Annotated in this window: 20 protein-coding genes and 1 pseudogene; 12 read left to right on the top strand and 9 right to left on the bottom strand. The window is 65.6% G+C overall.

Annotated features, from left to right (window positions below):
- Positions 1-536: 536 nt before the first annotated feature.
- From EHV23_RS00005 to EHV23_RS00015, 3 genes are all read left to right on the top strand, one after another.
- Positions 537-830, top strand: coding sequence for a type II toxin-antitoxin system RelE/ParE family toxin (locus EHV23_RS00005; RefSeq protein ID WP_238990207.1), 294 nt, complete (start codon positions 537-539; stop codon positions 828-830).
- The gene (locus EHV23_RS00010; protein WP_238990208.1) at positions 815-1,207 is read left to right on the top strand and encodes a helix-turn-helix domain-containing transcriptional regulator; all 393 of its coding nucleotides are present in this window, start codon (positions 815-817) and stop codon (positions 1,205-1,207) included. The genes EHV23_RS00005 and EHV23_RS00010 overlap by 16 nt, the downstream gene beginning before the upstream one ends.
- A 97-nt stretch (positions 1,208-1,304) precedes the next feature.
- The gene (locus EHV23_RS00015; RefSeq protein WP_125094134.1) at positions 1,305-1,517 is read left to right on the top strand and encodes a hypothetical protein; all 213 of its coding nucleotides are present in this window, start codon (positions 1,305-1,307) and stop codon (positions 1,515-1,517) included.
- Between the two features lie 374 nt (positions 1,518-1,891).
- Here EHV23_RS00015 and EHV23_RS00020 read toward each other — a convergent pair whose 3' ends face one another.
- The 3 genes from EHV23_RS00020 to EHV23_RS00030 all read right to left on the bottom strand — a co-directional run bounded on the left by EHV23_RS00020 (position 1,892) and on the right by EHV23_RS00030 (position 7,611).
- Positions 1,892-3,451 (bottom strand): MFS transporter, encoded by a 1,560-nt coding sequence (locus tag EHV23_RS00020; protein WP_125094135.1) that lies wholly within the window; start codon positions 3,449-3,451, stop codon positions 1,892-1,894.
- Between the two features lie 298 nt (positions 3,452-3,749).
- On the bottom strand, positions 3,750-6,938 hold the full coding sequence (locus EHV23_RS00025) for a M16 family metallopeptidase (RefSeq protein WP_125094137.1): 3,189 nt from the start codon (positions 6,936-6,938) through the stop codon (positions 3,750-3,752).
- A 97-nt stretch (positions 6,939-7,035) separates the two neighbouring features.
- Positions 7,036-7,611: a pseudouridine synthase gene (locus EHV23_RS00030; RefSeq protein ID WP_125094138.1), complete on the bottom strand. Its 576-nt coding sequence runs from the start codon at positions 7,609-7,611 to the stop codon at positions 7,036-7,038.
- A gap of 319 nt (positions 7,612-7,930) precedes the next feature.
- Here EHV23_RS00030 and EHV23_RS00035 point away from each other — a divergent pair, with 319 nt between their 5' ends.
- The gene (locus EHV23_RS00035; RefSeq protein WP_125094140.1) at positions 7,931-10,192 is read left to right on the top strand and encodes a nitric-oxide reductase large subunit; all 2,262 of its coding nucleotides are present in this window, start codon (positions 7,931-7,933) and stop codon (positions 10,190-10,192) included.
- Between the two features lie 276 nt (positions 10,193-10,468).
- Here EHV23_RS00035 and EHV23_RS00040 read toward each other — a convergent pair whose 3' ends face one another.
- Positions 10,469-11,392, bottom strand: a complete 924-nt coding sequence (locus EHV23_RS00040; protein ID WP_125094141.1) for a LysR substrate-binding domain-containing protein — start codon at positions 11,390-11,392, stop codon at positions 10,469-10,471.
- Between the two features lie 119 nt (positions 11,393-11,511).
- Between EHV23_RS00040 and EHV23_RS00045 the strand changes: the two genes are divergently transcribed.
- The gene (locus EHV23_RS00045) at positions 11,512-12,072 is read left to right on the top strand and encodes a DMT family transporter (RefSeq protein ID WP_125094143.1); all 561 of its coding nucleotides are present in this window, start codon (positions 11,512-11,514) and stop codon (positions 12,070-12,072) included.
- A 145-nt stretch (positions 12,073-12,217) separates the two neighbouring features.
- Here EHV23_RS00045 and istB read toward each other — a convergent pair whose 3' ends face one another.
- Entirely contained in the window at positions 12,218-12,979 is a 762-nt protein-coding gene (gene istB / locus EHV23_RS00050) for an IS21-like element helper ATPase IstB (RefSeq protein WP_125094144.1), read from the bottom strand.
- A 17-nt stretch (positions 12,980-12,996) separates the two neighbouring features.
- Positions 12,997-14,526, bottom strand: coding sequence for an IS21 family transposase (gene istA / locus EHV23_RS00055; RefSeq protein WP_125094145.1), 1,530 nt, complete (start codon positions 14,524-14,526; stop codon positions 12,997-12,999).
- A 104-nt stretch (positions 14,527-14,630) separates the two neighbouring features.
- Here istA and EHV23_RS00060 point away from each other — a divergent pair, with 104 nt between their 5' ends.
- Together EHV23_RS00060 and EHV23_RS00065 are read left to right on the top strand one after the other, a co-directional pair.
- Positions 14,631-15,071 carry an EamA family transporter gene (locus EHV23_RS00060; RefSeq protein ID WP_125094146.1) on the top strand — a complete coding sequence of 147 codons (441 nt, stop codon included), beginning with the start codon at positions 14,631-14,633 and terminating at the stop codon, positions 15,069-15,071.
- Positions 15,072-15,336: 265 nt separating this feature from the next.
- Entirely contained in the window at positions 15,337-16,284 is a 948-nt protein-coding gene (locus EHV23_RS00065) for an MOSC domain-containing protein (protein ID WP_125094147.1), read from the top strand.
- A 157-nt stretch (positions 16,285-16,441) separates the two neighbouring features.
- On the opposite strand, the gene EHV23_RS00070 is transcribed toward EHV23_RS00065, so the two are convergent.
- Positions 16,442-17,482, bottom strand: coding sequence for a hypothetical protein (locus EHV23_RS00070; protein ID WP_125094148.1), 1,041 nt, complete (start codon positions 17,480-17,482; stop codon positions 16,442-16,444).
- Between the two features lie 38 nt (positions 17,483-17,520).
- The gene (locus EHV23_RS00075) at positions 17,521-18,819 is read right to left on the bottom strand and encodes an OpgC family protein (RefSeq protein WP_125094149.1); all 1,299 of its coding nucleotides are present in this window, start codon (positions 18,817-18,819) and stop codon (positions 17,521-17,523) included.
- A 563-nt stretch (positions 18,820-19,382) separates the two neighbouring features.
- Here EHV23_RS00075 and EHV23_RS00080 point away from each other — a divergent pair.
- From EHV23_RS00080 to EHV23_RS15700, 5 genes and pseudogenes are all read left to right on the top strand, one after another.
- The gene (locus tag EHV23_RS00080; protein WP_125094151.1) at positions 19,383-20,216 is read left to right on the top strand and encodes a Spy/CpxP family protein refolding chaperone; all 834 of its coding nucleotides are present in this window, start codon (positions 19,383-19,385) and stop codon (positions 20,214-20,216) included.
- 6 nt (positions 20,217-20,222) lie between these two features.
- The gene (locus EHV23_RS15425) at positions 20,223-20,399 is read left to right on the top strand and encodes a hypothetical protein (protein ID WP_203228832.1); all 177 of its coding nucleotides are present in this window, start codon (positions 20,223-20,225) and stop codon (positions 20,397-20,399) included.
- Between the two features lie 211 nt (positions 20,400-20,610).
- Positions 20,611-20,982 (top strand): annotated as a pseudogene (locus EHV23_RS00085) (response regulator transcription factor); the annotation flags it as partial.
- A 108-nt stretch (positions 20,983-21,090) separates the two neighbouring features.
- Positions 21,091-21,627, top strand: a complete 537-nt coding sequence (locus EHV23_RS16545; RefSeq protein ID WP_420813037.1) for a winged helix-turn-helix domain-containing protein — start codon at positions 21,091-21,093, stop codon at positions 21,625-21,627.
- A 273-nt stretch (positions 21,628-21,900) separates the two neighbouring features.
- The gene (locus EHV23_RS15700; protein WP_125094152.1) at positions 21,901-23,628 is read left to right on the top strand and encodes a sensor histidine kinase; all 1,728 of its coding nucleotides are present in this window, start codon (positions 21,901-21,903) and stop codon (positions 23,626-23,628) included.
- Positions 23,629-23,821: 193 nt separating this feature from the next.
- Here the strand turns inward: EHV23_RS15700 and EHV23_RS00100 are convergent, their stop codons facing one another.
- Complete coding sequence (locus EHV23_RS00100; protein ID WP_125094154.1) at positions 23,822-24,331, bottom strand: RNA pyrophosphohydrolase; 510 nt, start codon at positions 24,329-24,331, stop codon at positions 23,822-23,824.
- Positions 24,332-24,348: the final 17 nt, after the last annotated feature.

A 24,348-nucleotide genomic window follows, 5' to 3' on the forward strand; every position in this document is an offset into this window, starting at 1 on the left:
ACGGTGGTAGTACAGCGATGCCACGGACAGCCCCTCCCGTGCGGCGTAGTCCTTGATGCTGATGCCCTCGGTCTCGATGGCCTGCAGGTGCGCAGCCCAGTCCACCTTGTTTGTCATGAATGCCTCCATCCTGATCGGGTTGCAAAGGAGGCAACTATGACTGAACGCAAGTCAGATGAACAGAATGTTCATAATGGACCACTTACGATAAATGGGGTAATGTGTTCGTTATTACCCTGTTTGGAAGAGTCATTACCCCGTTTCTGTTGCCGAGGGGAAATGTGGTCATATTGGGGAGGGCAGGGCGTCGGCAGGTTGAACATCTGGTTGAAAGGTCTGTGTCATGCGGCGTTGCCGGACGGTCTTTTGGCGGGGTGTAAATACAACTGACAAGAAAGACAGTATATTTGATGGGTGCCGCGCCTGGGCGGTGCATGCGTGAGGAGTGCTGCATCCATGAGCGAATGTTCCTGTGCTGCCGGAGGGCAGCCGTCGGCTCCTGTCTGCCGGTCGGTGTGCCGTGCGGGGAGGTTGACGTGAATTCGTTTTTAGCGTGGCTTGACACCCTCCGCGACTATCGGGCGCTGATGGCCATCGATGCACGTCTCGAACGACTTTCCCGGGGGAACTTTGGCCATTGCCGTTCATTGAGCCCAGGACTGTGGGAGATGAAGGTGGATGTGGGGCCGGGGTATAGGCTGTACTTTTCCCGTGTAGGTCGAAGGATCATTCTGCTGCTGTGCGGCGGTGACAAGGGTGCACAGCGTCAGGACATCGAGCTGGCGCGCATCTATCTGAACGATTGGAGGCAACGATGCAAACTCCAGTAAATCCGGGTCGTCCTCATGAAGAAGCCGTGGTCGAGCGCTTTCGCAAGCGGCCTGACTATGCGCTGCATCTGCTCAATCACTGTCTGGAGGAGGGGGATCAAGCCTTTTTTCTGAGTACATTACGGCGGGTTGCCAGGGCGTTTGGTGGCATTCAGCAGGTTGCGCAGCAGGCAAACATCAACGAAACGGCCATTTACCGGATTCTGTCGGCAGAGGGTAATCCACAGCTGGGTAATGTCATCGCTATTTTGGGTGCGTTGGGGCTCAGGCTGGCGGTGACGCCCGCTGCTGAAGGGGTATTTGGGGCGTCGCTTGCTGGGGATGGTGGTGCCGAAGAGAAGGAAGTGCCGGCGGAGGCAGAGGTTGCGTCTGTCTGACGCGGTCAGGCCGGCGCTGTCTGTGTGCGGACCTCGATGCTGGGCGTTTGCCTGATGGCAGTAAGATGCCGTTTTGTGGAAAACTTAGGAATTGCCCATGGCCAATCACAACGACAACTGCACGACCCTGCTTGCCTTCTCGCTGGGCAAGCTTGACTCTGGGCAGGTTTTCAAAAGATTGGGCATTGATTCTGATGAAGATCTCTTTCTGCTGATGGCTCATGCCCGGCTGCCCATGCCCCGCCTGCCCGAGGCAGAAACGGAACGCATGGTCGATCAGCTGATGCAGTTGGACATGGACCAGTCATGAGGTCAGGCCGGCGCTGTCTGCGTGCGGATCTCGATCCTGTCGTGGCTCATGATCAAGCTACAAAAAAAGAAACCCCCGCATTTGGGCATCACTCCGTGTTTCCACGAAGGCTAAGCCTCGGGGGTGTTATTGGGGGCATTATGCAGGAGCCCTCGCGCCTTTGCAAGCGGCGCCTGGGTCTACCCCATGAACGGTAGCGTTTCTCTGTCCAGAGGTGGACAGTCTTTCTTGCGATAAAAAAAAGACCCCCACATTTGGGCATCACTTCTTTCGAAGGCTAGGCCAAGGGGGTGCTATCGATGGCTGTTTTGCAGGAAGAACGGCTTTTTGTCAAGTATCGGGCCAGCACAGGAGCGAACGAGCCCTTGCCACGCTCAATCCCGCGAATCGATCGTCCCGTTGGTGAGGTACCGCCGCAGGGTGTGGCGCAGCTCGGTGAGGCGGTTCCTGTGAGGCTGCACGTCGGGGGCCTCCTCTGCGGTGGCAGCTTCTGCGGTTGCTGTTTCCGCTGCTTCGGCTGCTTCAGCTGCCTCAGCCGCCTCAGCCGCTTCCGCTGCCTCCGCCGCTTCGCTGGCCACTGTTTGCGCGGCAGCCACGGCTTCGGCGGCGGCGGTGGCGGCTTCTTCAGGGGAGAGCGCGTTGGGGTCGGGGGTGCCGTCGGCGGCCGGAGCGTCGGTCAGGGGGGCGTCGGCGCGGGGGTCCATTTCCACGCCCACCAGGGAGACCTGATCGGAGGCGACGTGGAAGGGCAGGCGCTCTTCCATGGGGACCGGGTCGTCGGTGGTGATGCGCCGCCAGACGAAGAGCAGCAGCAGGAAAGTAGCCGCGGCCACGCTGTACGGAAAGCCTTCGGGGCCGAGGTACTGCATGGCAAGGCTGCTGGCGATGGGGCCGATGGCGGCGCCGGCGCCGTGCAGCAGCAGCAGTCCGCGGGTGGCTTCGAGGGCTTCGTGGGCGGGGAAGCGGTCGTGGGTCTGGGCGACGGCCATGCCGTAGATGGAGAAGATGAAGATGCCCAGCAGGAAGGCGACGGCGATGTAGTCGTTGGGTTCGGGGGCCTTGATGAGGATGTTGTCGAGCAGGCTGAGGGCGATGGCGGAGAAGGCGCTGCCGGCAGCGACGGCCATGAGCATTTCACGCCGGTCGCGGCAGTGGTCGGAGAGCCAGCCGATGGGCCACTGGGTGGCTGCGCCGCCGAAGATGGCGGCGGCGGTGAAGTTGGCGATGTCGATGTCGGAGAGGTTGAGGGCCTTGCCGTAGATGGGGGTGAGGGCCCAGAAGGCCCCCAGCACGATGCCCGAGCAGACGGCGCCGGCGACGGCGGAGGGGCTGCGGCGGGCCAGTGTGATGAGCGAGAGGCTGGGGGTGGCGATGGGCAGGGGCTGCGGGACGGGGGTGAGGGCGATGGGCAGCAGCCCCATGCAGAAGAGGATGGCGGCGATGATGAAGGATTCGAGGGCGTTGGCGCCGTAGAAGCTGACGAAGTACTGGCCGGCGGCGACGGCGCCGAGGTTGACGACCATGTAGACGGCAAAGATGCTGGCCTGGCTGCCGGGGGTGGACTGGCTGCGTTCGTTGAGCCAGCTTTCGATGACCATGTAGATGCCCATGAGGCCGAATCCGTTGAGGATGCGCAGGGCGAGCCACACCCAGGGGTCGACGACCATGCCGAAGGAGAGGGTGAGGGCGGCGGAGAGGGCGGCGAAGCTGGCGAAGCAGCGGACATGGCCGACGCGGCGGATTAGGCGGGGGCAGACCCAGCCGCCGGCGATGTAGCCGGCGTAGTAACCGGACATGATCAGGCCGATCATGAGGTTGCTGAAGCCTTCGTACACGCCGCGCAGGCCGATGAGCATGCCGAGCAGGCCCGAGCCTATCAGCAGGACACCCATGCCGATGAGCAGGGAGGAGATGGACCAGATGGAGCGGAGCATGGCCGGGCCTTGGGAGAATGCGGTGGGGCCGAAAGGGGCAGAGCCTGCGTGGGGCGCGATGAACCACGAGGCCAGCGTGGGATGGCAAAACGCCGCGTACAGGACGCGGCGTTCATGGCCCGTTTGCCGGAAGCAGCTATGTTACGGGAGTGGCCCCCCGTTGTGCGGGGTTCGACGGTTCCGGAGGCTGCTGCCCGGCTGATGATGGGTATGACGGTTGTTTATATGGGCCGCTGCTCATGTGATCCGTGGGCCTGCATGGATCACGGGCATTTCTCCATCATCGGTGGCGGGTGGATCATTTGCTGCTGCGCTCTGCCGCCTTTTTCGTGGCGCCTGCCTTGTCCCTGAAGCTCCCGGCGCTGATGGTGAGGGCCTTGTTGGGGTCGATCCACTTCCGGTAGGCGGCGTTGACCTGTTCGAGGGTGAGGGCCTGGAGTTGCTGGTCGCGCCTGGTCCAGCGGGTCATGTCGGTGTGCCAGAAGAGGTTGCTGGCCAGGAGGCTGGCAACGAAGCCTTCGCCGGAGAGGATCTGGCGGCGCTGGTCCATGAGGGCGCTGCGGGAGGCGTCCAGTTCCGCCTGGTCGAAGCCCTCCCTGTAGGCGCGGTCGACTTCTTCCTGCAGGGCTTTCTGCAGGCGCTCGAGGTTGGCCGGGGCCAGGATGGCCTGGATGTCGAGGGAGGCGCTGTCGACATCCCGGGCGGCGGAGAGGCTGGCGTAGGCGCCGTAGCTGATGCTTTCCTGTTCACGCAGGCGATGGAAGAGCCGGGCATCGGGGGTTCCGCCGAGCAGGCGCACGGCCATGAAGAGGGCCGGGTAGTCGGGGTGGTCTTCGGAGACGGGGATGGCACGGACCTGGTTGAGCACGGCGTTGGCCTTGTCGGGTACGTCGATCTGTACCTTGTCGCTGGGCAGGCCGTGGTATTCGGTCCTGATGTGGGCGTAGGCCTGTGGGCTTTTCCAGTCGCCCAGGCGTTTTTCCAGTTCGGCTTTCAGGGCGTCGGGCTGTACGTTGCCGACGACGGTGAACTGGCCGTTGGAGGCGCCGGCAAAGTCCTGCCAGAATTTTTCGATTCGCGCCGGGGTCTGGGCCTTGAGGTCGGCAATGACCTGGCGGGGGTTGCGGTAGTGGCGGGGGTCGCTGGCGGGGTACTGGTGGCTGCGCTCGGCCAGGGCTTCGGCGGCCAGGGCTTCGGGCTGCTGGCGGCGGGCTTCGATGGCGGTGAGGGCGCGCTCGCGTTTTTCGTTGAAGATATCCTGCGGGAAGACGGGGTTGCGCAGGGCGTCGACGGTGAGGGCCAGGGCTTCGGAGAGGTTTTTGGCCGGGACGTTCAGCGTGACCTTGACGCCGGTGTTGCCGGCGCTGGTGCCGAGCTGGGCGTCGAGGCCGCGCAGTTTGTCCTGGAGCTGCTGGCGGGTGAGGGTTTTGGTGCCGGAGAGCAGCATGGCGTCGAGCAGGTCGGCGTCACGCCAGCGGTCGGCGAGGTTCTGCAGGTTGCCCCACTGCAGGTTGAGGTTGAGGTTGACGCGGTCGCCCTTGACGCGGCGCGGCAGGATGGCGTATTCGATGCCACCGGCCAGTTTGCCGGTCTGGGTGCGTTCGGCGATGCTGGCGGGGGTGAGGGCGACGTCGGCCTTGAAGGCTTCGGTGGTTTTCCAGGTGTGGTTCTGCAGGGCGCCGGCAATGTCGGGGTGGGCCGGGGCGGGGGCGCGGACGGGTTTTTCGGTGGGGAGGTACCAGGCAAGCGTCCGGTTGTCGCGCACGAGCCAGCGGCGGCCGGCGGCGCGGATGTCGTCGAGCGTCATGCTGTCGGCCCAGTCGGCCTGGGCGAAGGGCAGGCGCCAGTCACCCTGGGCGATGGCTTCGGTGAGTTCCATGGCCAGGGCTTCGGGGTCATCGGCCAGGCGGGCGATGCCGTTGCGGATGTCCTGTTTGGTGCGGTCGAGCGCTTCCTGGGTGAGGGGCTGCTCGCCTTCGACTACCTTGCGGACGGTGTCCCAGACCTTCTGCTGGCGCTGGGCCAGGGTGAGGCGGGCGGCGGGGGCTGCGCTGGTGGCATTGCCTGCGCCTGAAGGCTGTGCCGATGCACCGTTGCTGCTGGTGCCGTTTGTGGCTGCGGTGCTGGTGTCGTTTGCCGCTCCGGTGTTGCCGGCGGGCTGTTTGCCGTTTGCGGGCTGTTCTTCGTCACCGGCCAGGGTGGCGCTGAAGACCAGCATGCCGGGGTCGTAGACGTTGGTGGCGTAGGAGCCGATGCTGACGGCGTAGCCAGGTTTGACCAGCTGCTGGTAGAGGGGGCCGTCGGGCTCGCGGGTGAGCATTTCGGCCAGGATGGACAGGGCAACGGTGTCGCGGTCGGCGCTGGCCGGGGTGTGGTAGCCGGCCATCATGAGCGGTACGCCCCCGGTGCGACGGATGACGATTTCACGTTCGCCCTGCTGGGCGGGGTCGAGGGTCCAGGGCTGGGGGATGGGGGTGGCGGGGCGCGCGATGGGGCCGAAATCCTTCTGGATGGCGGCCAGGGTGCTGTTCACGTCGAACTGGCCGGTGATGATCAGGACGGCGTTGTCGGGCCGGTAGTAGCGCTGGTAGAAGGTCTGCAGGTTGTCGGGGTGGACGGCATCCACGTCGGACAGGGCGCCGATGACGGAGCGGGCGTAGGGGTGGAAGCCGTAGGCGGTGGCCATCAGCTGCTGGTAGAGGACGGAGGCGGGGCGGTTCTCGCCGGCTTCCATTTCGTTGATGACGACGGGGCGCTCGCTCTTGAGCTTGCCGGCGTCGATCTGGATGTTGTGCATGGTGTCGGCCAGCCAGCCGAGCATCCAGTCACGGGTTTTGTCGCTGGCGTTGAACTGGCCGAAGTAGTTGGTGCGGTCGTACCAGGTGGTGCCGTTCCATTCGATGCCGAGGCGGGTGAGTTCCTTTTTGGGGTTGGGAATGGCTTTGGTGCCCTTGAACAGCATGTGTTCGAGCAGGTGGGCCATGCCGGCCTCTCCGGGGCCTTCGTGGCGGGAACCCACCTTGTAGACCAGGTTGACGGTCATGGTGGGTTTGGATTCGTCCGGCCCCAGCAGGACGGTGAGGCCGTTGGCGAGCTGGTACTGGCTGATGCCGTTGATGGACTGGCCGACCTGGACGATGCCGGGGATGGCGGTGGGTTTGGTGGCTTCCCGGGTACCGGTGGCGGCGCTGGGGGCGGCTGTTTGGGACTGTGCGGCCGTGGCGCTGGTGTCAGCGGTCTGGGCGCTGTTCGTGGCCCTGATGCTTTGGGTGCTGTCTGCGGCTTTGGTGCTGTCTGCAGCGGGTGTGGCGCTGTCGGTTGCGGCGCCGTTGGTTGCGGCGTTTTCACGGGCGTCGGCCCAGGGTGTGGCAAGGATCACGCCGGCGCCCAGGGCCAGGGTGAAGAGTGCCAGACGTACGTCGCGCAGCAGGTGACGCTGCCGGGCGCAGGCTATACGGGCGGGGGACTGGGATGGGCGCAGGCGCATGCGGGAGGCTCCAGGTGATGAGGGGATGACAGTGTCAGGGGAGTTTACAGGGGTTGCCGTCGGGAAGCGGGCAGGGGTTGTCCCCGAGCCAACGCAATTACAGAAGGTTGGGCGGAATGAATCGCCACTGGCCGGGGGCGAGATCCAGCGTATGAAGGTCGAGGCGGCCGATGGCAGTGCGGATCAGACGCAGGCAGGGGTAGCCGGCTCTGGCGGTCATGCGGCGGACCTGGCGGTTTTTGCCTTCGTGGATGCGCAGTTCCAGCCAGAAGTCGGGGACGCTTTTGCGTACGCGGATGGGTGGGGTGCGGGGCCAGAGTGAGGCTGTTTCTTCCGGGGCCAGCAGCCGGACCTGTGCCGGCCGGGTGATGAAGTCGCCCAGGTCCATGGGCTGGCGCAGCAGGGCGAGCCTGTCGTCGCTGGGGCTGCCTTCGACCTGTGCCCAGTAGGTCTTCTGCTTGCCGTGACGGGGTTCGGCGATGCGTGCCTGCAGGCGGCCGTCGCTGGTGAGCAGCAGCAGGCCCTCGCTGTCGGTGTCGAGCCGGCCGGCGGGGTAGTAGCCGGGGGCGTCGATGTAGTCCTTCAGGCTGGTGTGGGTTTCGTGCGGGCTGAACTGGCTGATGACGCCGCAGGGCTTGTTGAAGGCGATGAGGGCAGTAGGGGTATCCGGCATGAAGGGGTGTGGTTTTTCTGCGTCGTTTGCTTGACGCGGACTGGGGGCTGCGTTGCTTCCGGAAGGGATGTCTGTCCTGCAGTATGGCGCAGGCGCTGGCCGAAAGGGTGAATTCCAGATAAATCCCTGCGAACCGTTTTTATTCAATGCGTGTTTGAACGGGTAAGTCTGCGGTGCCAATAAAAAGAATAATTCCCATATGCATCAATGACTTCTGTCACTTGCAAGCGCTTGATTTTGGTCAAGCCTGCTGTCTTGCCCCCCTGCAACAATTCGGACAGACAGCGCAGGGCTGCCTACCGTTAAGGACATTTTTTTTATGAAACAGTACAAACGACTCTGGGTGATCCTGGCGATCATCATGATCGGTTCGTTTACGCTGCTCGGGTATTTCGGGAAGGAGGTTTACAACGAACGTCCGCCCATCCCGACCGCGTTCGTGGACCAGCATGGCAAGGTCATCTATTCCGAGGCCGATATCTATGCCGGCCAGTCTGCCTGGCAGGGCATCGGCGGCATGTCGGTGGGTTCTGTCTGGGGCCACGGTGCGTATCAGGCGCCGGACTGGACGGCCGACTGGATCCACCGCGAGGTGCTGGGCTGGCTGGACCAGCAGGCACAGCGTCAGTTCGGCAAGCCCTATGCCGAGCTGGCCGAGCGTGACAAGGCTACGCTGAACTACGACTCGAAGGTCGCGTTCCGCACCAATACCTACAACCCGGAAAACGGCCAGGTCACGCTGTCGGACGACCGCATCCGTTCCATCCAGGCCGTGGCCGCGTACTACGACAAGCTGTTCGGCGACGATCCGTCGATGCACACGCTGCGCGAGAAGTACGCCATGAAGGAAAACACGCTGGCCGACCCGGAAGCGCGTCGCCAGATGAACGCCTTCTACTTCTGGTCCGCCTGGGCTGCCAGCACCAACCGTCCTGGCACGGATGTCACCTACACCAACAACTGGCCGCACGAGCCGCTGATCGGCAACGAACCGACGCCTGAAAACGTCATCTGGTCGATTGCCTCGGTGGTGATGCTGATCTTCGGCGTGGGCTTCATCATCTGGGTGTGGGCGTTCTTCACCCACCAGCAGCACATCGAGGTGGAGGCGCCTGCCGCCGACCCGCTGTCGCTGGTCAAGCTGACGCCGTCGCAGAAGTCGCTGGGCAAGTACCTGCTGGTGGTGGCTGCGCTCTTCCTGGTGCAGGCCCTGCTGGGCGGCGCCACGGCGCACTACACGGTGGAGGGCCAGGAGTTCTATGGCATTCCGCTGGCTGACTGGCTGCCGTACAGCCTCACCCGTACCTGGCACATCCAGGCTTCCATCTTCTGGATTGCCACGGGCTTCCTGGCTGCTGGCCTCTTCCTGGTACCGATCATCAACGGTGGGAAGGATCCGAAGTTCCAGAAGCTGGGCGTGGACGTGCTGTTCTGGGCACTGATTGCCGTGGTGGTCTGCTCGTTTGCCGGCCAGTTCATTGCGGTGAAGGGCTGGATGGCGCCGAGCCTGAACTGGTGGTTCGGTCACCAGGGCTACGAGTTCGTGGAAATCGGCCGTGTCTGGCAGATCGCGCTGTTCATCGGCCTGGTGCTGTGGCTCTACCTGATGCTGCGCGGCATCTGGGCTGCCCTGCGTGCCCCCGGTGACAAGAGCCTGCTGATCCTGTTCACGATGGGCGCGGCTGCCATCGGCATCTTCTATGCCCCGGCGCTGGTCTACGGTGAGCACACGCACATCTCCATCATGGAATACTGGCGCTGGTGGGTGGTGCACCTGTGGGTGGAAGGCTTCTTCGAAGTGTTTGCCACCTGCTCGGTCGGCTTCATCTTCTACAACCTGGGCGTGGTCAGCAAGCACACCGCCACGACGGCCTCGCTGCTCGCCGCCATGATGTTCATGATCGGCGGTATTCCGGGTACGTTCCACCACCTGTACTTCTCGGGTACCACCACCCCGATCACGGCCATCGGCGCGATGTTCTCCGCCCTGGAAGTGGTGCCGCTGGTGCTGCTGGGCTATGACGCCTTCGAGAACTGGACGGTGCAGCACAAGGCCATCTGGATGAAACCGATGCGCTGGCCGCTGATGTTCTTCATCGCCGTGTCGTTCTGGAACATGCTGGGTGCTGGTGTGTTCGGCTTCCTGATCAATCCGCCGATCTCGCTGTACTACCTGCAGGGCCTGAACACCACGCCGAACCATGGTCACGCTGCGCTGTTCGGTGTGTATGGCTTCCTGGCGCTGGGCTTCTCGCTGATGGTGCTGCGCTACATCCGTCCGACGCTGAAGCTGAACGAGCGTCTGATGGGCATCGCCTTCGTGTGCCTGAACTTGGGCCTGCTGCTGATGCTGACCACCAGCCTGCTGCCTGTCGGCATCATCCAGGCCAACGCCTCGATCGGTGTGGGTCTGTGGTGGGCACGCAGTGTGGAGTTCCTGGAGCAGACCCCGATCATCCACACGCTGCGCTGGGTGCGTACCATCGGTGACTTCATCTTCATCGGCGGTGCCGCGGCCTACCTGCTGCAGATGGCTGTCGGCCTGATGCACAAGGAGCCGAAGGCTGTGGAAAAAGCCTGATCATCCACGTGATCGACCTGGCCGGATGCTCTGATCCGGCCAGCCGGGCCGGGGCGCTGTTGCGGTGATCCCGGTTCTTCCCAAACGGGCCCTTCGGGGCCCGTTTGCATTGGTGGGTTGCCAGGAGATAGGGGCCTGCACCAATGACCGGTGGTGCGGGCGAGGGGCTGCTTTAGGGGATGGGTGATGCAGTCTGGGGGATGTAGCCGGCGTGATGCTCGGGACGCTGGTTTTCGGCCGGTATTGTGGCGGGGGCCGTGGCCGGGGAGATGAGCACTACTCAGCAGAGCGTTCTGCAGGGACCACAAGGTGAGCCAGGCACCAGTTCCAGACGGCCTGGGCTGCGGGGCTGGGGGTTGAACGGGGACGGACCAGGAAGTACCCGGCCGGCAGGCGGAGCGTGATGGTGGAGACCTGCACGAGGCGGCCGGCGGCCAGATCGTTCGCCACGAAGGCCCGGCAGGCGATGGCGACGCCCTGGGCGGCGAGTGCGGCGTCGAGGGCCAGGGAGGTCTGGTTGAAGGTGGGGCCGGGCAGGAGGGTACTGGCGGCGGGCGTGTCCTGGCAGGGGGTCAGTGCCTGCAGGAAGGCAGGCCAGTGGTTGTGTGCGTCGTGCAACAGGGGCAGGGTCTGAAGTTCGTCGGGGGGCAGGGGGCAGGTGAGGTGCCGGAGCAGGTGCGGGCTGGCCACGGCGATCAGTTCCTGCGGGAACAGAGGCGCTGTTTCGAGCTGGGGCGGGAACGGGGGCCGGGTGAGGCGGACGGCCATGTCGACCTGATCGTGTTCGAAATCCGACAGGGCCTCGGTGGCCAGGGTGCGCAGTTCCAGGCCGGGCAGTGCCGCCTGCAGATCGGCCAGGCGGTGCATCAGCAGGCGGGTGGCTACGGTGGGGGTGACGCTGATGGTGACGGTGTTCGGCCGGGCCTGCAGTTTTGCTGTTGCGCTGGCCAGTATGCCAAAGGCACGCGAGACATCGTTCAGGTAGGCGGCGCCGGCCGGGGTGAGGGCCAGTCCACGTGGCAGGCGCCGAAAGAGGGCAATGCCCAGCCGTTCCTCCAGCCCCCGTACCTGCTGGGCCACGGCGCCCTGGGTGATGTGCAGTTCGTCGGCGGCTGCGCGGAAGGGCCCTTTGCGGCCGGCCATTTCGAAGGCGCGCAGGGCGTTGAGGGGTGGCAGGCGGTGGAGCGGGGGGCGTGTCATGGACAGGGCTGTGAGGCAGTAGTTTTTCTGCAGTCTACACGCCGAAGATCTCGCGCGACGGCAGGGGCGCCTGCTGACACAATGAGCGCGTCTGTCATTGCCCGGTCCGGTTTCCTGTCATGCCTCTTCTGCCTGCCTATGCTGCCCTGCTTGCCCTGGGGGTGATCTGGGGTTCGAATTTCATTTTCATGAAGTGGGCCACGGCCCTGGTCTCTCCGGCGCAGACCGAGTTTCTGCGGGTGCTGTTCGGCTTTCTGCCGCTGGCCTTCATGGCCTGGCGGGCGGGGGTGATCCACCGTGCGCAGCTTCGTCATCTGCCGCATTTTGCGGTGATGTCGGTGCTGGCCACGTCGTTTTACTACTATGGGTTCGTGGCAGGGACGGCATTGCTGCCCACCAGTGTGGCGGGGTTGCTGAGCGGGTCCATTCCCATTTTCACGTTTCTGTGTGCCTTTCTGTTCCTGCGCGATGAACGCCCGACGGGGCGGATGGTGATGGGGGTGACGCTGGGGTTTGTGGGGATTGCGCTGAGTGCACGCCCGTGGGAGGGGGCGGGTCATGTGCCGCTGGCCGGTGTATTCTGGATGCTGGCGGGAACCTTCAGTCTGGGCAGTTCGTTTGTGTATGCGCGGCGTTTTCTGTCGCCGCTGGGATTGTCCCCGCTGTGCGTATTCCGATGATCGTGACCGACGATTCCGGCATCGTGACCGCGCAGTCCGGTCATCGTGACCGATGTCGAGTGGTCAGAGACATTGCCTGCCAGGCAAATTGTACGATTGCCTGATCCGGGGGGCCTTCCAGCCCCCCATTACCTCCGGGAGAGCGTCAGCTCTGGTTGGCGGATGAAGGCGTTTTCTTCGTTCGTGCAGCGCGCAGTGACTCCCCCTTGAGCACGATCCGCTGCGCCTGTGGCAGCAGACGATCCAGCATCGCGTCGGCCACCGCCGGCTCATCGATCCAGGCATGCCAGTGATCGACGGGCAACTGGCTGGTGATCAGCGTGGCCCTGTTGCCGGCCCGGTCATCGATGATCTCCATCAGCGCTTCCCGGCAGGGGGCGTCCAGCGCCACCAGTCCCCAATCGTCCAGTATCAGGACCTGCGTCTTTGCCAGCTTGCCAAGCCACCTGGTGTAGGTGCCTGTGGCCCGTACAAGGCCCAGCTCCTCGCCCAGCCTGGGCAGACGCAGATACCGCGTACTGTGTCCCTGGCGGCAGGCATACTGTCCGAGAGCGCAGGCAAGCCATGTTTTGCCGCACCCCGTGGCCCCGCTCAGGATGATGGTGGCGCCGGACGTTGCCCAGTCACTCAGGGCAAGTGCCATCCAGCGGGCACGTTCCAGCCCCCGGCTGGCTCGTGCGTCGAAGTCTTCGATGTGGGCCTGGGCATACTTCAGGCTGGCCTGCTTCAACAGGCGGGCGCTGCGCCGGTCGTGGCGGCTGTCGATCTCGTGCTGAACCAGCAGGGCCAGACGCTGCTCGAACCCCAACTCTGTGCTTGCGGGCTGTTCGAGCTGTCGCTGCAGCGCCTGTGCCATGCCCTGAAGTCGGAGTTCCTGCAGCTGGGCAATGGTTTGATTGTGGGTCATGATTCACCTCCCTGGCGTCAGTGATAGGCCCGTGCACCGCGCAGGTGCTCATGGTCCGGGCTTTGCCATGTCCTGCCCGGTTGGGCCGGCAATGCTTTTTCCTTGCCGTTGAGCAGGATGTCGCGTACCGCGCGATAGGTGTGGATCTGCAGCGACAGGGCGCGCTCGCAGGCCGCTTCCAGACGGGCATGGCCGTGGCGTCTGGCCAGCGACAGCAGACCCAGCGCACTGCGGTAGCCATGCTCGGGGTGCCTGTATCGGGCCAGCATGCGCTCGATCAGCAGCGCCGTGCTTTCGCCGACACCACGACCCCACGCGACCAGACGTTCCGGTGTCCATTGCCGATGTGCACGGTGGCTGGCCGGCATGTGCTCCTCGATGGTGCTAAAGCCGCCTGCCTGATGACTTCTCAGGTGTGCGGCCACCCGTTTGCCCTCGTGCAGCAGCTCGATGCCATGCTGGGTGATGCGGGCATCGAGCCGCTGTCCAACCAGCACATGGGGCACGCTGTAGCGGTGCCGGTCGATCTCGACGTGGTAGTCCACGTGTACCCGCACGGTCTTGTAGCGAGCGTATTCGTAGCGAACCGATGGCAAAGGGCGCAAGGCCGGTGCATCGAGGCTGGCAAAGACACTGGCCCGGCTGCCCGGCAGTTTCTGGAAGGGGCGGTGGTTGAGCTGTTCCAGCAGCGGTTCGATGGCCCGGTTGGCGCTGCCCAGATCATTGGGCAGTACGTGGCGCAGCCTGGCCAGAATCCAGCGCTCAACCACCTGAACGGCCGACTCCACCACGGCCTTGTCCTGCGGACTGTGAGGCCGGGCCGGCAAGACGGCACAATCGTAGTGGCGGGCAAAGTCCTGAATGCTGTCGGTTGCCCTGGGTTCGTAGCGATCGGCACGGGCAATGACCGCCCGGGGATTGTCGGGCACGATCAGGGCGGGGACACCACCCATGTAGTGCAGTGCTCCCACCATGCCATTGATCCAGTCAGCAGTCTTCTGGCCGGGCGTGGCCTGTGCGTAGGTGTAATGGGAGGCGCCCAGCGCCGCGACGAACAGGTGTGCCCTGCTGCCGTCACGCAGCGCCAGCGTCGGTCCGGCAAAGTCCACGAACAGCTTCTCGCCGGCGACATGGATCTGGCGCATCGAGCGCTTGAGCGTCCTGACGTATTGCCGGTAGCGTTCGCAGAACTGACTGTACTGCAGCGTACGCTGGCCCACGTATTCGGCCTGGTACTCCTGCCACAGCAGCATCAGGGTCATGCCCTTGCGGCTGAGTTCCCGGTGCATCAGGGCAAAGTCCGGCAGCACGCAGGGGCAGCGTTCGTCCTGTCCGGCAAGCAGGCGGGAATGCAGCTCTGCGTCGCTCATCGAATCGATGAGCGACCAGTCCTCCAGTCCCTGCGCACGGGCCAGGGTCACGTACTTGGATACGACGCCCTTGGAAACGCCAAGGGCCTGGGCACAACGCGCCAGCGATTCACCTCTGACGAGGCGGTGTTCGAGAATGGCTTTGATCATCTGTGTGTCGAGTGATGGCGCTGGCATTGGCGGCTTCCAAAGCCGCCAACGGTAGCGCAGGTTGAGAACAGCAGGGCTGTCTCGACACACTCGAACACCATCGGTCACGATCACCGGAATCGGCGGTCACGATGCCGGAATCGCTGGTCACGATACCGGAATCATCAAATCCACGGCCCCGGAACCGCCCGGTCACGATCGCCGGAATCAGCGGTCACGATCATCGGAATACCCACCCGCTGGCATTGGCCACGTGGCAGACGGGGCTTGCGGTGCTGACGCTGGCGGTGCTCACGCCCTTTGACGGGATGGGGGCGATTCTGACCGATACGCGGGCGCTGCTGGGGGCCTCCGTGGGGCTGGGCGTGCTGGGCACGGGCGGAGCCTTTCTGGCGTATTACTTCATCATCGAGAAGCTGGGGCCGCTGCAGGCTTCGGGGGCTACCTATATTGCGCCCGTGGTGGCGGTGCTGATCGGCGTAGCGGCGGGAGAGCAGGTGACGGCACTGGAATGGGGGGCGCTGGGGCTGATTCTGGGCGGGGTGGTGCTGATCCAGACGCGGCGGCGGTGAGGGGGAGACGCCGCGGGCGGCTTTGGAAGCCTCCTGCCGAATGCCATAATGGGACCGCGTGTCCGACAGGGATCCGCGGGCAGGTCGAGGGGATCTGGTCTGCTGTATCAGGGCCGGGGGCAGTGGCAGCCGCGCGCCCGGGTGCCTGGTTTCGGGGCATGACCGGCCGTCCGCGCAGGTGGTGCGGTCGCGCAGGTTCAGTCGCACAGGTTCAGTTGCACAGGTTCAGTTGCACAGGACATACATAGAGGAGGCAGGGCCACCCATGGGCATCGTCGTCAGGGACATCATCATCTATCCCGTCAAGTCCTGCCGGGGCATCCGTGTGCCGGCGGCTGCACTGCAGGAAACAGGGCTGGCGCACGACCGGCAGTGGATGCTGGTGGACGAAGGGGGCAGGTTCGTGACGCAGCGCAGTCATCCGGCCATGGCACATATCGCGCCCCGGCTGGAGGATGGCCAGCTGTATCTGCAGGCGCCGGGCATGCGTGAGGGCATCGGCCTGCCGGTGGACGGCTTCGATGTGGAAGCTGCCCCCCGGTTGGCGTCGCAGGTGTTCGACAGGCCCGTGCAGACGCGCGTGGAGAGCCGGCGGGTGAACCAGTGGCTGTCGGACTATCTGAAGCAGCCGGTGCGACTGGTGCGCTTCGATGCAGGTTTGCGACGGGGGGACTGGCCGGTGGATGGGAAGCCGCTGGCGGGGGATTCGGTGCAGGGCGGCTCCCGGGAGGGGCGGCTGGCTGGTGGTGGCGGCGCGGCAACGCGTGGTCCGGCAGACGGTAGCCTGGCGGCGCGTGGCACGGCGGGGGGCACCCGGCTGGCAGATGCACATCCGCTGCTGATCGCGTCGATGGCCTCACTGCGGGAGCTGAATCGCCGGCTGGCTGCACGCGGGGCAGAACCGGTGGAGATGCTGCGTTTTCGGCCCAATATCGTGGTGGATGGTGACGACATGGCGCCGCATGCCGAAGACAGCCTGAACGCACTGGTGCACGCCGGTTATGCGCTGCAGATGATGGCGCCCTGCGCCCGCTGTGCCACACCGAACCTGAATCCTGCCACCGGCCAGTTCGGGGCGGAACCGACGCGCACGCTGCGAGAGTACCGGCTCGATCCGGTGAGTGACAGTGTGCTGTTTGGGGTGCATGCGCGCATTGCCCTGGGGGCGGGCAATGCGACGATCCGCGTGGGGGATGTGTTGCTGCCCAGCTGAGAGGGTGCTCCCTTCGACTGGCTTTTGCTTCCTTTGCAAGCCCGTCGTTACTTTTGGGAAGAGGGAGGCAGGAGGCGGAAGGCAGAAGGCGAGAGGCGGGAAGCGCCTGGTCGGCCTCGCATTGCCCCACTTCTGCCTGCTTTTCCGGCGCCCTCGCTCACTTGTGCGACAGCGCCCGGTCGATCAGGGTGGAGAGCTGGTAGGCGATGCAGGTCTCGGTGAAGGTCAGGGCGGCTTCCTGTCGGTCGGGCTCGGGGGAATCGAGGTCGATGCGGCCGGTGGAGGCCCAGTAGTCGATCATGTCGTAGCGGTGCAGCCAGGGCTGGTCGTGCAGGTTCATGGTCCAGCGCACGTACTGGCGGTAGTCGTCGGTGCGGAAGAACGCTTCGAACTGCGGGTGGTAGGGCGGGTCCATCACGATGGTGTCGATGTGCTGGCGGCGCAGCTGTTCCAGCCCCTTGTCCAGCGCGCGGGCCATGCTGGCGGGCGGCATGCCGCGGCGGGCGTCGGCCCGGCCCAGGTTCCAGATGACCAGGGCGGGTTTGCGGGGCAGAACCTTCTTGCTGATGAGGGTGGCCTGTTCGGCGGCGGTGCTGTTGCGCCGGCCGATGGATTCGACGTGGATGCTGCGGCCGGGCAGGGGGGCGAGGTCGAGGGTGAGCCGCGCCTGCAGGCGGGCGGCCAGGGGAATCTGTTCGGGCTCGTGCGGCCGGCCGCTGCGGGCCTTCAGGGGATTGCTGCCGGGCGCGGCGTCGGGGTTGCTGCGCGGGCTGGTGCTTTCGGAGCCGAGCATGATGACCAGCAGGTCGCCCTTGCCGCGGATCAGGGCGGCCGACAGGCCGGGCAGTTTGCCGGGTTCGGAGCGCAGGTCTTCGGGCACATAGCAGCTGCGTGCCTGGCGCTGGGCGTCACCCGTGTCCGGCGCGGCCGGCAGGCGGTTGGCGGGTTTGGCCGGCTGCTCGGGGGCGGTGTTGGGGGCCGGGCTGGGTTGTGTGTCGGATGCCGTGTTCTGGGCAGACGGAGCAGTTTCGCTCGCGCCGTCCACTGTCTGTGCAGTTGCCGTGCCGGGGGCGGCGCCGTCCGCTGTCTGTGCGGTTGCCGTGACCAGCAGCAGTGTGCTGGACAGTGCCAGCGCAGCGGGCAGGGCGCGGTGCAGGGGAAGGGGCCGATCCTGGGGGAATCTGGGGTGAAGTTTCATGAGGTGCAAGCGGAATTCGTGACCTGGCGAGACGGTGGTCAGTGTTGTGTCGTGGTGGCGGTTTTTGTGGCAGGCGGTTTGGCGCCGCTGCCGGTGCGCGTCTTGTACCAGTGCAGCAGGTAGGCCAGTCCGCTCATGGCGGCCACGCCGCCCAGGATGACCAGCCACTGGATGACCGGGCTGCGGCCGAATTCCATCAGCAGGAAGTGGGCGACGAAGGAGAGCGCAATGCCCAGGCAGAAGATGTGCAGCGAGTGCTGGCCGCAGCGGATGATGGGCTGGATGAGCGGCCAGCGCAGGAAGGCGGCATCCACCCGGGTGTAATGAGCCACCAGATAGGCCACGGCCAGGAAGTGCAGCACGCGGGCCGGGCCGAGGTTGTTCTTGTCGATGGGGTAGAGCCAGTCGCCGACCAGGGGTTTGGTGACTTCGTCGATGGCCGGTACACGCCAGCCGATGGCGATGATGGCGGCGAGGACGAGGTAGATCACGCAGATCCAGGCCAGCCACGGGCGCCACTGCAGCCAGCGCGAAGTCTGGTTGCGCACCGAGCAGCACAGGATGCCGATGACGAACATCAGCTGCCAGCCCATGGGGTTGAAGAACCAGACATCGCCACTTTCGTACACGGGCCAGGCCCAGTGATAATGCTGCACGCCCCACCAGATGAACAGCGACACTGCCAGCAGCAGGGGGCGCGACATCCGCGCGATGACGAGCATCAGCGGCAGGGCAAAGAGCAGCGCCATGTACATGGGCAGCACGTCGAGGTTGACGGGCCGGTAGCGCAGGATGAGGGCGTCCAGCACGGATTCGAGTGGCGAATCCATGAAGGCCTGCACGTTCAGCTCTTCGAGGAAGGAGGCGTTGCCGTAGCGGACGGCCACCCACGATATTTCGGCGATGAAGAAGATGAACAGCAGGATGTGTGCGGCATAGAGCTGCCAGCAGCGCTTGAGCACCTGCATTTCCATGAAGAGGAAGCCGCGCTTCTGCAGGGAGCTGCCGTAGACCAGTGCGGCGGTGTAGCCGGAAATGAAGACGAAGATTTCGGTGGCGTCGCTGAAGCCGAAATTGCGGAAGGTGAGCTGGGCGATGCTGCTGGAGGGGATGTGATCGATGAAGATGAACCACAGGGCCAGCCCGCGGAAGAAGTCCAGCCGCAGGTCGCGCGGTGGTTTGGCCGGCGGCGTGGCGGTTGCCACGGGGCTGGCCGGCGTGGCGGCAGGGGATGCAGCCGGTTGTGCGGCCGCGGAGGCCGTGTCGGGTGTGCCCTGGGGGGCGTGACCGGAGGCGGTGGCCGGTATTCCGGCACCAGCGGTGGAAGCGAGAGCCATGCAGGTTTCAGCAGGTGGGAGGCGCCGCAGCTGCCCGGTGCCTCCGGGGTTGTGATGGGCACATTCTAGGCTTGTCGCGGCTTTGGCGCGGGAAGTGCCGCGTCCGGGCACGGACATCTGTGGCCGGGAGGGGGCAGATGTGGCAATGGTATCCAGCGGGCCGCGTGCTCGGCGTGGCCGTGGCCGCGGTACGGCCGTGGTCCCCGCGCACATCCGTGGCCCTGGCATGTCCGTCGCCCCAGCGTCCGTGGTTCCGGCATGGCAGTGGTTGCGGCGTGACAGTGGTTGCGCGGGCTGGTCCCGGGCAGCTTTACTTCAACTTTACATGGGCTTCAATCGGGCTTGACCGGGCATGCCCACAATCCATCCCATCGAATCACGGATCGCCGTACGGCGGTCCGGTCCTCAGAGCGCGGGGATGAATGAGTCCATAACACGCTCTCAACCCGCCCCGTCGACGGGGCTGCCGGAAGGGATGGTATGGGGCTGTGCCGCAGCGGTACAGCAGCCAGCCGGCCCGGAAGGCAAGGAACGGGATGCATGCCATCCCCAAGGAGTGAAGCATGAAAGTTCGCAAACTCGCTGTTTCCCTGACGCTTGCCCTGGCGGGCGCAGGTGTTCTGGCCACGTCGCTGCCGATGGGGGCCGTGGCCGCGCAGTCGCCGGCGGCGTCGGCCGATGCCGACGGCATGGTGAAGAAGGCCGATGCGCAGGGGCGTCAGCCGGGTGAACGTGGCCCACAGGGTGAGCGTGGTCCGCGGGGTGAGCACGGTCATCCGGGGTATCCCGGCGGTGCCTGCGGCCCTGACGGTGAGCATGGTCCGCGTGGTGCAGGCCCGATGGATGGGCCGGGGGCCGGGGGGGCGATGGGTGGGCCTGGTGCCCGCGGTCCGATGGGGCACCCCGGTGGTTCGGGCATGATGGGGCCGATGGGCGGTGCGATGGGCCTGTTCGGTTTCAGTCCGTTCGGCATGCAGCCCTTCGTCGGGGCACCGCCGAAACCGGCCGATCTGGTGGCCCAGGGCAAGATGTCCGCCGAGAAGGCCGCGAAGATCGAGAAGGAGATGCAGGCCCGGGCCGAGAAGCGCGCCAGATGGATGGAGCACCGGATGGAGAAGCGCATCGATGATGTGATCGAGTCCATCGACGGTACGCCGGATCAGGCCAAACGGATCGGTACGATTGCGAAGGCAGCCATGGCCGACATGAAACCGCTGGCCGAGCAGCTGCGTTCGCTGGATGAGCGCGGTGCGGCGCTGGTGAAGGCCGATACGCTGGACCGCAATGCCTTCGAGTCCCTGCGTCAGGAGCGCCTGAAGCTGATGGACCAGATGTCGCAGCGTTCGACGGCGGCCTGGCTGGACATGGCGTCGGTGCTCAAACCCGAGCAGCGCTAGAAGCTGATGGAGCAGGGGGCACGTCCGCCGCGCTTCGGGGGCTTCTTCGGTGGCCATGGTCCGAAAGGATTCGGTGGTCCCGGCCACGACATGAAGCGTCCGAATCCGCAGCCGCCGGGTGAGGCTTCGGAAAACCTGCCGCCCCCGGCCGATGACATGCCGCCGCCTCCGCCGGCCGAATAAGGTCTGGTCCCTGACAGCAGCCAGCGCCCACCCCCGATATCATCGGGTGGTGGGCGCTCCTGTCCTATTGTGGCTGCAGCGCTTGTGGATGCGTTGTGGACGGCCGTCTTGTGTGCGTCCGTGATGCGCTGTGCATCTCCTGCGCCGTGCATGTCCGCTCCGTTTGCCTTGCGTTCGTTCGCGTCCGTTCCTTTCCCTGGGAGAAAACACCATGCAGTCTGCCGGCATCCTGCTGATCGATGATGACCGCCGTCTGGCGGAGATGGTGGGGCGCTATCTGGGGCAGGCGGGATTTTCGGTGCAGGTGCAGGGCACGGCACGGGCCGGGCTGGAGGCGCTGGCCGAACGTACGCCGGACCTGATTCTGCTGGACCTGATGCTGCCGGACGGAGACGGGCTGGATGTCTGCCGCCAGATCCGCCAGCGCGGTGGGCTGGCGGCACGGGTGCCGATTCTGATGCTGACCGCCCGCGGCGAGACCACCGACCGGGTGGTGGGGCTGGAGGTGGGGGCCGACGATTATCTGCCCAAGCCCTTCGAGCCCCGTGAATTGCTGGCCCGGGTGCGGGCGCTGCTGCGCCGGGCGGCGCCAGTGGATGTGTCGTCGGGGGGGCTGCCGGTACCGGGGGGTGGATCAGCAGGGCCGGGTTACATGGTGGCGTCAGGCGGTGGATCGGCAGGTCCGGGCCACATGGCCGGTGCTGCCGGTTCAGCGGGCACCGGCAGGCCGGACGGGGCAGCAGTTGCAGGCAGCCTGGCTGCCGGGACTGCGGGTCAAACCGGCGCTGCTGGTGGTGCCGGTGTTGCCGGCGGTATTGGTGGCGCTGGTAGCGTCGGTGGCGGTATTGGTGGCAGTGGTTCTGGTGGCGCCCAGGCTGGTGGGCCTGCAGGAAACACGCTGGCTGCCGGTGGCCATGAGGTTCTGACCATCGACGATCTGGAAATTGACGAGGCAGCCCGCGAGGTGCGGGTGGCCGGTGAGCGGCGGACGCTGACGGGCTACCAGTTCGACCTGCTGCGGGTGCTGGCCCGCCATGCGGGACGCGTGATGTCGCGCGAGCAGCTGATGGACCAGGCCAAGGGGCAGGCGCTGGAGGCTTTCGACCGGTCTATCGATGTGCACGTGGGCAAGATCCGTCAGGCCATCGAGACCGATCCGCGCCAGCCGGTGCGGCTGCTGACGGTGCGGGGTGTGGGCTATGTGCTGGCCCGGGCACGCAAGGGGTGAGTTTGCAAGGTCTGGGTGCGCGGGGTCTGAGTGTGCAAGACCTAAGCGTACAAGGTCCGGGTGTGCAAGGTCCGGGTGTGCAAGGTCCGGGTGTGCAGGGTCCGGGTGTGCAGGGTCCGGGTGTGCAAGGTCCGGGCGTGCTGGGTCTGGGTGCGTCGGGTCTGGGTGCGTAGGGTCTGAGTGTGCAAGGTCTGGGTGCAGGCTGCTGGTGAGGCACCTGTCCGGCGGCCTGATCGGGTTTTTCTGTCTGGGGGATGCATGCGCCGGCTTTCGGTGACCATTTTTCTGTCGTTGCTGGCCAGCCTGTTGCTGGTGGGCGCAGCGGTGGCGTTTTTCTGGCAGTGGCGGCTCGACAGCCGCACGGAGGCCCAGGAGAGCCGCTTCACGGAGCTGCTGGCCGCCGAGGTGGTGCCGGCCGCGACCGAGGGGGTGGGACGACTGCAGGAGACGCTGTCACGCTGGCATCGCCGGCTGCGTGTCGATCTGCAGGTGGTGGATGCCCGGGGCCGTGTGCTGGCCGCGGCCGGGCGGCCGTTCCGTGCGGATGGTTCGTCGGCGCCGGGAGAGAGAGCGGGAGACGGGATGCCACCGCCTCCGCCACCGGAGGCGCTGCCGATGGAACCGGGGCCTGGGCACAACGGAGACTTCCCGCGTCGGGGTGGCCGCGGCATGACTGGTGTGGTGCACCGGGTGGCATTGCCGGATGACCGGACGCTGCTGATTCGCACCTGGCGGCCCATGCCGCCCCTGCCGTGGATGGGGGGGCCAGTGGCCCTGCCGATGCTGTTTCTGGCGGTGGCGCTGGCGGCGTGGCCGGTGTCGCGCCGGATCACGCGGCGGCTGGAGACGCTGCAGCACTCGGTGGACGCGCAGGCGGCGGGCAATCTGCAGGCACGGGTCGAGGTGCAGGGGCGGGACGAGGTGGCCCAGCTTGCGCGCAGTTTCAACCGTGCGGCCGAGCGGATCGAGACCCTGGTGACGCGGCAGGAGGCGCTGCTGCAGGCGCAGCGGCGGCTGCTGGCCAATGCGTCGCACGAGCTGCGCTCACCGCTGGCACGCATCCGGATGGCGGTGGAGCTGATGCTGGAAAGCCCGGGTGACCTGCCGCTGCACGCGGGCGAGGTGCGTCTCAACATCCATGAGCTGGATGCACTGGTGGAAGAAATCCTGCTGGCCAGCCGGCTGGATGCCGGCAGTACGGCCGACCTGAAGTGCGAGCCGGTGGACATGCAGGCGCTGGTGGCGGAAGAGGCCGAACGCACCGGGGCGGTGTGGGTGGCGGAAGAGGCCGGGCGTACTGGTGCGATGGGGCGGGTGGAAAATCCGGCCGGGGGTGGTGAGGCAGGAGGGGCAGGTCATGCCGCGATCACGATCGATGGTGGTGGCGTGATGGGGGGCATGGCAGATCATGATCGGGTGACGGGCGGTGCATCACCCTGGATCGTACAGGGCGATGTGCGCCTGCTGCGCCGGTTGCTGCGCAATCTGCTGGAAAACGCCCGCCGCTACCAGCCGGCCGGTGGCGAGCCGGTGCTGGTGCGGCTGTCACGACAGGATACCTCACAGGAGGAGGCTGGCCATGCAGTGGCGCAGGAGACGTGGCTGAATGCGTCCGCTTCTTCGGGGGCATCTGTCTCTCCAGATGCAACTGTCTCCCCGAATGCAACTGTCTCTGCGGTTGCACCTGCGGGCCGCCAGCCGGCTGTCTGGCTGTGCATTGCAGTGATGGACCGTGGCCCCGGCGTGCCGGAGGTGGCACGGGAGCGGATTTTCGAGGCGTTCTACCGCGTCGATGGCCATTCCGAGCAGTCGGGCAACGTGGGCCTGGGGCTGTCGCTGGTGCGGCAGATCGCCCGGCGGCACGGGGGTGATGCGCATCACGAGCCGCGTGAAGGCGGCGGCAGTGTGTTTGTGGTGCGGTTGCCTGCAGGGCGTGCTGGCCCGGCTGTGGAAGACACTGGTTTGCCGGGAAGCGGTGATCAGCCTGCAGAACACGTGTAACGGCATACGCTGCAGAGCTGGGGGCAGACGGGAAAGGCGTGGCCGGGCCGTTGCTCGATCTGCCTCATGGTTTTCCCGGCGTGGTCATGGTTTTCCCCGGTGGGGACAGGGCTTTCCCCGGCGCGTGTCATGGACGCTTTCGTCTCTGCGCTGACAGGGCGTCATGCAGGCAAGGCTGGCCGCCCTGGGTAGCTCAGGCCGGGGGACTGTCCGGTGCAGGTTCGTCGTCCGGCCGCGACAGGCGCTCGGCCAGTTCGTGCAGGGCGCGGTCGTATACCTTGCGCTTGAATTCGATGACCTCGTCGAGCGGTGCCCAGTAGTCGATCCAGCGCCAGGCGTCGAATTCGGGGTGGCCCTGGCCATCGAGGGAGATGGCGCTGTCGTCGGACAGCAGGCGCAGCAGGAACCAGATCTGCTTCTGGCCGCGGTAGTGGCCCCGCCACTCGCGCCGGACCCAGCGCACGGGCACGTCGTAATGCAGCCAGTTCTGGGTGCGGCCCAGCACGTGCACGTCGGACGGGCGCAGGCCGATTTCTTCCTGCAGCTCGCGGAACATGGCCTGTTCGGGTGTTTCGGCCGCCTTGATGCCGCCCTGCGGGAACTGCCAGGACTGCTCGCGAAGGCGCTTGCCCCAGAAGACCTGATTGTCCTGGTTCAGCAAGATGATGCCGACATTGGGGCGATATCCGTGTTTGTCCAGCATGGGGCGGTGGCGGGTGG

Origin of the sequence: Lautropia dentalis, from assembly GCF_003892345.1 — a bacterium.
In the GTDB taxonomy this organism is placed as follows: domain Bacteria; phylum Pseudomonadota; class Gammaproteobacteria; order Burkholderiales; family Burkholderiaceae_E; genus Lautropia; species Lautropia dentalis.

What these genes read in the sequence shown, in the direction of transcription:
- EHV23_RS15425 (WP_203228832.1), top strand. Translation starts at nt 20,223, where the DNA reads ATGGAGCAGGGGGCACGTCCGCCGCGCTTCGGGGGCTTCTTCGGTGGC.
- EHV23_RS00060 (WP_125094146.1), top strand. Translation starts at nt 14,631, where the DNA reads ATGCCGGAATCGCTGGTCACGATACCGGAATCATCAAATCCACGGCCC.
- EHV23_RS00045 (WP_125094143.1), top strand. Translation starts at nt 11,512, where the DNA reads ATGCCTCTTCTGCCTGCCTATGCTGCCCTGCTTGCCCTGGGGGTGATC.
- EHV23_RS00040 (WP_125094141.1), bottom strand. Translation starts at nt 11,392, where the DNA reads ATGACACGCCCCCCGCTCCACCGCCTGCCACCCCTCAACGCCCTGCGC.
- EHV23_RS00020 (WP_125094135.1), bottom strand. Translation starts at nt 3,451, where the DNA reads ATGCTCCGCTCCATCTGGTCCATCTCCTCCCTGCTCATCGGCATGGGT.
- EHV23_RS00075 (WP_125094149.1), bottom strand. Translation starts at nt 18,819, where the DNA reads ATGGCTCTCGCTTCCACCGCTGGTGCCGGAATACCGGCCACCGCCTCC.
- EHV23_RS00030 (WP_125094138.1), bottom strand. Translation starts at nt 7,611, where the DNA reads ATGCCGGATACCCCTACTGCCCTCATCGCCTTCAACAAGCCCTGCGGC.
- EHV23_RS00010 (WP_238990208.1), top strand. Translation starts at nt 815, where the DNA reads ATGCAAACTCCAGTAAATCCGGGTCGTCCTCATGAAGAAGCCGTGGTC.
- EHV23_RS00025 (WP_125094137.1), bottom strand. Translation starts at nt 6,938, where the DNA reads ATGCGCCTGCGCCCATCCCAGTCCCCCGCCCGTATAGCCTGCGCCCGG.
- EHV23_RS00070 (WP_125094148.1), bottom strand. Translation starts at nt 17,482, where the DNA reads ATGAAACTTCACCCCAGATTCCCCCAGGATCGGCCCCTTCCCCTGCAC.
- EHV23_RS00080 (WP_125094151.1), top strand. Translation starts at nt 19,383, where the DNA reads ATGAAAGTTCGCAAACTCGCTGTTTCCCTGACGCTTGCCCTGGCGGGC.
- istB (WP_125094144.1), bottom strand. Translation starts at nt 12,979, where the DNA reads ATGACCCACAATCAAACCATTGCCCAGCTGCAGGAACTCCGACTTCAG.
- EHV23_RS00035 (WP_125094140.1), top strand. Translation starts at nt 7,931, where the DNA reads ATGAAACAGTACAAACGACTCTGGGTGATCCTGGCGATCATCATGATC.
- istA (WP_125094145.1), bottom strand. Translation starts at nt 14,526, where the DNA reads ATGCCAGCGCCATCACTCGACACACAGATGATCAAAGCCATTCTCGAA.
- EHV23_RS00065 (WP_125094147.1), top strand. Translation starts at nt 15,337, where the DNA reads ATGGGCATCGTCGTCAGGGACATCATCATCTATCCCGTCAAGTCCTGC.
- EHV23_RS16545 (WP_420813037.1), top strand. Translation starts at nt 21,091, where the DNA reads ATGGCCGGTGCTGCCGGTTCAGCGGGCACCGGCAGGCCGGACGGGGCA.
- EHV23_RS00015 (WP_125094134.1), top strand. Translation starts at nt 1,305, where the DNA reads ATGGCCAATCACAACGACAACTGCACGACCCTGCTTGCCTTCTCGCTG.
- EHV23_RS00100 (WP_125094154.1), bottom strand. Translation starts at nt 24,331, where the DNA reads ATGCTGGACAAACACGGATATCGCCCCAATGTCGGCATCATCTTGCTG.